The sequence below is a fragment of the Agrobacterium sp. 22-226-1 genome, from assembly GCF_053522345.1.
Genome location: NZ_JBNWCP010000013.1, coordinates 158,952 through 167,334, shown reverse-complemented (window position 1 = coordinate 167,334; position 8,383 = coordinate 158,952). Strand labels below are relative to the sequence as shown.

Here is an 8,383-nt window from a genome sequence, read left to right as displayed (position 1 = left end):
GGATTTTTGCGGCCATGATAAAAACTATACGCCGTCTGTTCGGTTCACCGGCAAAAAGGCAATGGTGATGCGTTCGTGTACGACACATGTGCACGGCGATGCGCCCGGCAGCCGCAAGGGGGTAAAATCCGGTACGGTGGAAAGCATCTGCGAACCCATCGGGCACGCCGATCAGGTGCGTGCCGAAGGTTCGCACGTCATTCGACACCTCGACCGTTTTTATATGAACAGCAGGAATACCCAGGGTGAGGCGATCTTCGTCCGCAGCACGCAGACCTATGATCCTCCCAGGGATGATGATCCGGTGCGGGGGTCGCTCAGATGGCAGGACGGGTCGGACGAAGACCGGGTTATGAGCGATGCGTCGCCCGAGCCGTTTAAAGAGGGCGAGAAATACGCTTATGCGGGATCGGCTGCCGCAGCGACGACTGGGGCTGCTCAAAACTCTGCGCAAGCACTTCGCGGAGGAATGCCAGCGACAAGGCCGACTGTCCCCCAGACTGTTCCTCGTGGTCCGGGAAGGGTGATAACCCCGGGACCCGCCCGAGCGCCTCAGTGGTATCGTACCCCGCCTCACAGGGTTGTGAGCGATCTTGCAAAAGTTGGCCGTCTCGCGAGGGTGGGCATTTGGGCCCGCCGCCTAAATGTCATCGGGATATTATCAAGCGTCCTTATCCCCGATAATGGTGCAAATCTGTCTGACGTCGTCCCACGGGACGATCAGGAGCGGCGGATCAAAGAAATGTTCGACGAGGGTGTCGACGCCGGACACGACAGCTGGGAGATGCGGGATTGGGCGATGGAGGAGCTCCGTCGACATCGGCAGCGAGTGCGTGAGGAACCAGAAAGTCGGCCACAGGCATTACCCCAGAGCGAAACCGTACGTGTCTCCGATCGGGACGAATACCGCAAGAAGTGTCAAGTCGACCGTTACGGCAAGATGAAGAGCGTCTGTGGTCAGTACGGCATGCAGGCTCACCATATAGTTCCGGACTGGACGCTTCGTTATGGCGCGAGAGAGGAGGCCGATAAGCGCATTCCGAATATGCCCAGCCTTAATGATGGTATGGCTATATGTGTTATTGGCAATGCCCGGGTAGAGCAAACCGAGCACTGGGGTGGTCATCTGGCGGACAAGGCGATCGAAAATGCCGGTAGAAATTCAACGCCACCTTTCACTGCACCCTTACATAAAGTAGTTCAGGCGTCGGCCCAGGCTATGATAAGCGTGAGGCCCGATTGTGCAAAAGAGATTATGGCAGCCCTGACGACCCAATATGCTGGAAAAAATCCGTTCCAGCTTTTACGAGCTAAACAATATCCTCCCCTTCCTGAAGAAACCATATCGGCTTTGAAGTCTGGAGCTGTTGAAGGAGCGACCAGAAAACCATGAAAACCAAGCTGCCTATCGATTTTACGAGAGCATATGCGAGGTCGGGCAAAACGCTCGCCGTTGTCGCAACGAGAGACGATGCTGAACCTTTCGATCCTGATGGCCGATTTTATCGGTATGATCGTGACGACGTGCCGCCGCAGGACTGGACGTATTCCGACTTCGGTTTCCATATTCAAAGCATGACTGTGTATCATAGCGCTGAGCACGCTACGCCAGATGGTTATTTCGTTTTGCTGTCGTCGGAGGGTGACGTTTTTCACACCTACTGGAAGGAGAATTTTCAAGAGAAAATTCAGGGAGCCGGTAGTTGGAGTGACGATTCGAAAGGCTATGGGCGTCTCACTCGCATCCGCGAGATCGGGCAACACCTATATGCCTGCGGAGAGGGGGGGCAAATCTATGTTCGCAAGGGGAACAATGATTGGCGTCTTCTGACCGATAAATTGTTGCTGAACCCAAATGCGCAGGAGGAAGCAAAGCCTGAAAAAGAGCCGGAATTTCTTTCTCCGGAATGGCAGGAATGGGTCACTCGGTCGGCCCTCAATCCAGCCTCCCGCGATATACTGTTCTTTGACATAAACGGGTTGTCGGAAGAAGCCATCTATCTTTGCGGGGAGGAGGGGCCCGGTACCAAACCGGTCCTTTGTTTCTGGGATGGTCACGAGTTGCACGAACTGAAAATTCCAATTCCGGTAGCCGCTTTGACCGGAATTTACATCGAGAATCCTGACAGTGTCTGGATATGTGGGAGAGAAGGTGTTCTCATACACGGAAGTCACACACGGGGATTTTCGCCTGTCGCATTACGGCAGCAGCATAATCTCTTTCACATGATCACTCCGTATCGGGAAAAACTCGTCATGGCGGCGAGCGTTCGTCCCGGCGGTCTTTATGAGTATGATCCCAAGACAGGAAGTTTTGGCAGATTTGATCCTCCTCTTCCGCGCTTGAGCAATCGTGATGATAACGAATCTATCGACAATGGTCCGTTTTTTGCGCAGGTGATCGAAAACGTGCTTTGGGTCGTCGCATCGAAAGATGTTTTCCGCTTCGATGGTGCGGCTTGGGAGCGGATAGAACACCCAGATCTCTGAGTTGCGAGCTTCCGAAGGCTTCGAATGTTATTGGTGCGGCAGCTGAGGTGAGCATGCAGTTTGGACAAGATTAGTTTTCTGTCGGGTCTGCCTGAGGCCTCCTAAAATCGCAGCAACGTGGACCGGGAAGGAAATGGCATGAGCATCCCCCCCCCACACACACACAACTACAGCGGCGAACCACAATACCGAGACACATGGGCCACCGGGACACTGCAATAGGGCTGTATGACCTTGATGAGGCACGTATTGTCTCTTTGGCGCCTGATGTATCCCTGACTCAGGCTGGCTCATCGGTGATGCCTATTCCGGCGCTGGGGAAGTTTTACTTGGAGAGGGCATCGGAGCTTACCACCAAGCCTTGTTTGGATTTTTGAGAGCTGTGGATTTGGTGCGATGTTTGGGACTCGCCTGGCCCGAAAGAAACGCACCGACATCCTCTTCCCGAAGCGGCGGCGCATAGATATAGCCCTGCACCAGCGTGGCGCCGAGGCCTTGGAGTGCGGTAAGCTCGGCTGGTGTTTCCACCCCTTCCACCACGCATTCCAGTTCCATGTCCCGGCTGAGGGTGAGAAGGGATTTTACGATTTTGTAGCTGGCCGGTTTTTCGTGCAGGTCCGTGACGAAGCTGCGGTCGACCTTGATCTTGGTCAGCGGCAATGCATGCAGTCGTGTCAGACTGGAATAGCCGGTGCCGAAATCGTCCAGCGATATGCCGCAGCCGAGACGGCGCAGCATTTCGACCGATTGCCTGACCTGTTCGAAATCATGGGCAAAAGCCGTCTCGGTAATTTCAAGGTCCAGCCGTCGTGCATCGAAGCTGCTGTTTTCGATGATGCCGAGCAGGGAAAGCACGCCCTCATGGGAATTGAGGTCCTGGGCCGAAAGGTTGAACGACAGGCGCAGGGAGGGTTCCCACTTGGCGGCGGAGGCGAGCGCCATCTTGAGAAGCGGCCGTGTCAGCGAACCGACGATGCCGGCCCGTTCCGCGATGGGGAAGAACTGGCAAGGCGGCACATGTCCGAGAACCGGGCTGTGCCAGCGCGCCAGCGCTTCAAAACCTGCCGTTCTTCCGTCGCGTATATCGACGATCGGCTGGAATACGACCGAAAGCTCGTTTTCCATATCCCTTTGTTTGAGCAGGTGCTCGACGCGGGCTTCGATATTGATCTGCTTTTCGTGCTCCGCATCGAACAGAACGGCATCGCCACGCCGGGTTTTCTTGGCGTGGTAAAGGGCATAATCCGCCCTGTCGAAAAGCTGTTCAAGCGTGGAGGCGAGGTTTGGAAACACGGCAATTCCCATGGAAGCGGAAACATGCACGGTGCCTTCCGGCATATGGTAAGGCGCCCTCAACTGCTCGGAGATCGCATTGGCATTTGTGACGAGTTGCGCGTCATCCGGTATGATCGGGGCGACGATGGCGAATTCGTCACCGCCCAGCCGAAAGGCCCTGCTGGCTTTCAGATTGGCGGTGAGGCGTTTGCTGACATTGACAAGCAGCCTGTCTCCCACGGAGTGTCCGTAAAGATCGTTGACAGGCTTGAACCCGTCCAGATCGATGACACCCAGCGCCAGCCGGGTTCCGTTGGCCCTGGCTTTTTCGAGCTCGGCCTCAAGGTGAGCGAAAAAGGCGCGGCGGTTGGGCAGTTCCGTCAGGCTGTCGATATTGGCAAGCAGCAGGTTTTCGTTGCTGAGCGCTTCCGTACGCTGTTGTGAAATGACCATGCGCTCGAAATTGCGGTAGTTGGTCAGCAGAATGGACATCATGCCGATGCAGACCAGCAGCACGTTGATGGCAATGGCAACAAAGGTCGGTTGCCGCGATGCCAGAAAAAAGGCGATGAAGGCGCCATTGACGATGAGCGTCACCGTGAAGGCGGCCGAGCGCACATACATCAGACAGAAAATGCAGGAAATGACGGTAATCGCCATGTAGAAGGCGACGTGGGATTGCGTATAGGCATCCCCATAGGGCACCAGCAGGAAAGACCAGAGCGTGAATGCCATTGCGATGCCGGCAGCGAGGCGATTGGTGCGCCGAAGGGCTGCATGCGCCACCCGCGGTTCGGGATCCATGCCGCGCGTCCTCCACCAGAAGGTGACCCTGAGAGTGCAGCCGAGTGTGAAGAGGGCGGGAACTCCAACGGTGAGCCAAGGCGGCGCCAATCGCATATGCGTCACGGCAAGCGCCCATGTGCTTGAAAGCAGGATGAAATACATCATCGGCATCTGTCGGGTGAAAGCGCGGTACTGTGCTTTCAGCAGATCAGGATTGTCGGACCGGACGGACATGAAGTCCTGCAGTTTCTGTGTGGCGGTCAGTATTTTCATTCACGGCTCTTCAAATACAGAACGGCATTTGTAACATAATTCCCGTTACATCATTGGAAATACACAGGGTTAACCGACAGACAACTGCGTCAACCGCAAGATGCAGGCGCTGCGTTTCGCAACATTCCAATGTTTTCAGTATTAAATGTTTCCTGCGGGGATATTGTTAGGGGGTGAAGCAACCCTTTGCTTCATGCCACGTGTTGCGGCGAATCCATCGAATTGGCATGATCGGCCTGCCCGCTTCCAATGTTCGTTAGCTCCCTTTAAACGCCCCTTGAAAAGTTTGAACGCGCGTGCAATATGAACGCGTGTTCAAACTTTGAGAAATGGTTCTTGCGCATGGATTCGATCCACTATCGCGATACATTGGCGGCGCGTGCCGAATTGTGCCGCAGCGTTATTCTTTCCGCCGGGGAGCTGGTGCTGAAAGGTTTTCAGGGCGAGGCGACGCGCAGCTTTTCGATGAAGGGGCCGCAGGACTTTCTGACGGTGACGGATGCTGCCTCCGAAGCGCATATTCGCGGCGCGATCATGGCCGCTTTCCCGGAAGACAGTTTTTTCGGGGAAGAGGGCGGCGGCGAGATCGGTGAGCGCGTCTGGGTCGTGGATCCCATCGATGGCACCGCCAATTTTGCCCGTGGCATTCCGCATTTCTGCATCTCCATCGCCTATGTCGAAAACGGCCAGACCGAAATCGGGGCGATCTATAATCCCGCCCTTGGCGAGCTTTATTTCGCCCGCCGCGGCGAGGGAGCGACGCGCAACGGGCAACCGATCAGGACTGCGGAAACGGAACGCTTCGATGCTGCTTCGATCGAGATGGGGTGGTCCACCCGTATCGCGAATGCGACCTATCTCGATGTCGTCAGGAACCTGCTCGATATGGGCGCCAATGTCCGCCGCGCCGGCTCCGGCGCGCTGGCGCTTGCCTATGTGGCTGATGGCCGTTCCGATGGCTATCTCGAATTGCACATGAATTCATGGGATTGTCTTGCAGGGCTGCTACTCGTCAGCGAAGCTGGCGGCGATGTGTGCCCTTTTCTGGAGATCGGCAGTCTCAGGGAGGGCGGGCCGGTGCTGGCCGCAGCCGCCGGTGTTGCCAAAGGCGTCAGCCAGGCATCGAATATAGCGCTGGCCGCGCGGCAGCTGTCGGATCGTCCGCGGGCGGCATCGGCGTGATTCATGGCGGAGGCTCTTTCGCAGAGGGGGGCCTCGTGCTTCATGCATGTGGAGGAATGAAATGGATGGACCCGTTTATGCCCGGCCTGCAATCAGCCTGATTGCGGAAGGGCTTGGCCCGCACAATGCCGCGCTTTACATTGGCGGCAGCGATGGTGCGAGCGATCTGGGGCTCCTGCGCCGGCATGGCATCACCACCGTTGTCAATTGCGCCGTCAATCTGGATATCAATCTCGTGCAGGCGGTGGCGGAAGAGGGCGACAGGCGCGCCGTGGGTTATGGCGATATCCGTTATTACAAGCTCGGCCTTATCGATGGCGAGGGCAGCCCTGACACCATGATGCTGGGCGCCTATTACATTCTCGACGGCGCGCTTCGCCAGACCATGCCGAAGCGGGAAACCTATCCCTTTGCCGATGGCGGCAATGTGCTCGTCAATTGCCGCAGCGGCCGCAGCCGTTCCGTCTCACTGGTGGCGCTTTTCCTGCACAAGCAGCAGCCGGATCTCTATCCTACCCTCGATGATGCGCTGGCCGTGATCCGCACGAATCGGGAACTGCGGCCTGACGAATGGTTCGAGACGCCGAAACCGATGCTTTACGCCGCCGCCCGACGTGCTTCCGACTGGATCGACATGGTCGAGGGCAGAAAGACCGCTCAACCATGCTGACACGCACGCTTCCCTCCGTTGCCGTCATCGCCGACGCGCATTTCCATGACACAGCAGCCGATTTCGGATTTCCCGGCATCAAAATCGATGGCCAGCGCATCACCATGCGCAGCTGGTCGGATACGCGTGAATCCACCCGAGTTTTCAACGAAAGCGCCGATGCATTGCATGCGGCGCTGGAAGAGGTGCGGCAGCGCGGCATTCGCCATGTGGTGCTGCTTGGCGACTATACCGATGATGGCCAGCGGGTAACGACCGAGACGCTGAAGAACATCCTGCAACGCCACAGCGACGCCCACGGCACGGCCTTTTACGCATTGCCCGGAAACCATGATATTTTCGGCCCGTGCGGCCGGCACCATACCAAGGAGTTTCTGACGGAGAACGGCAAATGCCTTTCCGTTTCAAGCGATGCGCGGCGGGCCGGTGAGCCCGTCGTCGTGAACGACGGGATGTATTGCGGAGGTTATCCTGCAGGCCTTGGCCCGATGGCGGCTTTCGGTTATTTCCGCCAACCGGATTATCTGCATTGGGAAACCCCTTTCGGTGTTTCCGATGCGCCGGAGGACCGGCTGTACGCGGTGCGCTCACCCGATGGGCGCAATGTTTACCGCCTGATGGATGCCTCCTATCTGGTCGAGCCGGAGCCGGGCCTGTGGCTGCTGATGATCGACGCCAATATTTTCGAGCCGCTCGATGGTGAGTTCGAAGCGGGCGAGGAGGCGGCTTTCATCGACAGCACCTCCGGTGGCTGGAATGCGCTTTTGCGCTGCAAGCCCTTCCTCATCGACTGGATCGCTGATGTGCGCCGCAGGGCGGAGCTGCACGGCAAGACATTGCTCGGCTTTTCCCACTATCCGGCGCTCGACCCTTTCGATGGCGCAAGCGGTGCGGAAGGCGCCCTGTTCGGTGAAACCAATGTCGTGCGCCGCACGCCGCGCAAGGCGGTGGAGGATGCGCTGTTACAGGCCGGGCTCGCCGTTCATTTCAGCGGGCATCTGCACGTGGAAGGCGTGACACGGCGCGGGGAAGGCGAAAATTCGCTCACCAATATCGCCGTACCGTCGCTCGTCGCCTTTCCGCCCGCCTTCAAGGTCGTCCACCCGTCGCGGCAGGAAATCCTTGTCGAGACGGTGGAGATGGCTGCCCTGCCGGTCAATGGCCGCATTTGCCGTGGTTACGCACAGGAGACAGCGCTGGCGGGCGAGGCGAACGACCGGGCTTTTGCCGCCGGCAATTACGGTGAATTTCTGCTGGGCCACAAGCGGGCGCTGATCAGGCACCGTTATTTCCCCAAGGAATGGCCGGCCGAGGTTGTCACGGCAATCGCCGATAAAAGCGTTCGGGAGGTTCTCCACCTGCTTGAAGGGGGAGGCCGATCCTCGTCTGACGCTGCTGTCCTGTCCTTGGACCTGCCGATATTCGAACTGATTGCCGACTGGTATTGCCTGCGGCAGGGCGCAGGTCTGGCACTGCCGCACATCGCGCCGCAACGGCTTTCCCTTTATCGAACGCTGGCGGAGCGCTTCGGTCGCGAGCCGGATAGTCATGATGGTTCGGTCGAAAGCTTTCTCGAAATCTTCTTCGGAGCCCTCGGCCTGTTTCTCGAGCGTGCCGAAGGCAGCCCGCGCGATCTGGAGCTTGGGCTCGCGCCGCAGCATGAACGGGTGGCGGTTTGAACTGAGGTGTTTGCAACAAGTGCGGCCG

At 57.7% G+C, this 8,383-nt stretch carries 6 protein-coding genes; 5 read left to right on the top strand and 1 reads right to left on the bottom strand.

Annotation, left to right across the window (positions count from 1 at the left end):
• Together ACQZ5K_RS20690 and ACQZ5K_RS20685 are read left to right on the top strand one after the other, a co-directional pair.
• The coding region (locus ACQZ5K_RS20690; protein ID WP_448741266.1) for a DUF4150 domain-containing protein at positions 1-1,393 on the top strand (1,393 nt) is incomplete at its 5' end.
• Positions 1,390-2,490 carry a hypothetical protein gene (locus tag ACQZ5K_RS20685; RefSeq protein WP_137005465.1) on the top strand — a complete coding sequence of 367 codons (1,101 nt, stop codon included), beginning with the start codon at positions 1,390-1,392 and terminating at the stop codon, positions 2,488-2,490. The genes ACQZ5K_RS20690 and ACQZ5K_RS20685, both read left to right, overlap by 4 nt.
• Positions 2,491-2,838: 348 nt before the next feature.
• On the opposite strand, the gene ACQZ5K_RS20680 is transcribed toward ACQZ5K_RS20685, so the two are convergent.
• Positions 2,839-4,824 (bottom strand): putative bifunctional diguanylate cyclase/phosphodiesterase, encoded by a 1,986-nt coding sequence (locus ACQZ5K_RS20680; protein WP_137005466.1) that lies wholly within the window; start codon positions 4,822-4,824, stop codon positions 2,839-2,841.
• A gap of 342 nt (positions 4,825-5,166) precedes the next feature.
• On the opposite strand from ACQZ5K_RS20680, the gene ACQZ5K_RS20675 reads away from it, so the two are divergent.
• The 3 genes from ACQZ5K_RS20675 to ACQZ5K_RS20665 all read left to right on the top strand — a co-directional run bounded on the left by ACQZ5K_RS20675 (position 5,167) and on the right by ACQZ5K_RS20665 (position 8,355).
• Complete coding sequence (locus ACQZ5K_RS20675) at positions 5,167-6,006, top strand: inositol monophosphatase family protein (RefSeq protein WP_137005467.1); 840 nt, start codon at positions 5,167-5,169, stop codon at positions 6,004-6,006.
• Between the two features lie 61 nt (positions 6,007-6,067).
• The gene (locus ACQZ5K_RS20670) at positions 6,068-6,676 is read left to right on the top strand and encodes a dual specificity protein phosphatase family protein (RefSeq protein ID WP_448741265.1); all 609 of its coding nucleotides are present in this window, start codon (positions 6,068-6,070) and stop codon (positions 6,674-6,676) included.
• The gene (locus ACQZ5K_RS20665; protein WP_448741264.1) at positions 6,670-8,355 is read left to right on the top strand and encodes a metallophosphoesterase family protein; all 1,686 of its coding nucleotides are present in this window, start codon (positions 6,670-6,672) and stop codon (positions 8,353-8,355) included. Before ACQZ5K_RS20670 ends, ACQZ5K_RS20665 begins: the two co-directional genes overlap by 7 nt.
• The last annotated feature ends 28 nt before the right edge of the window (positions 8,356-8,383 follow it).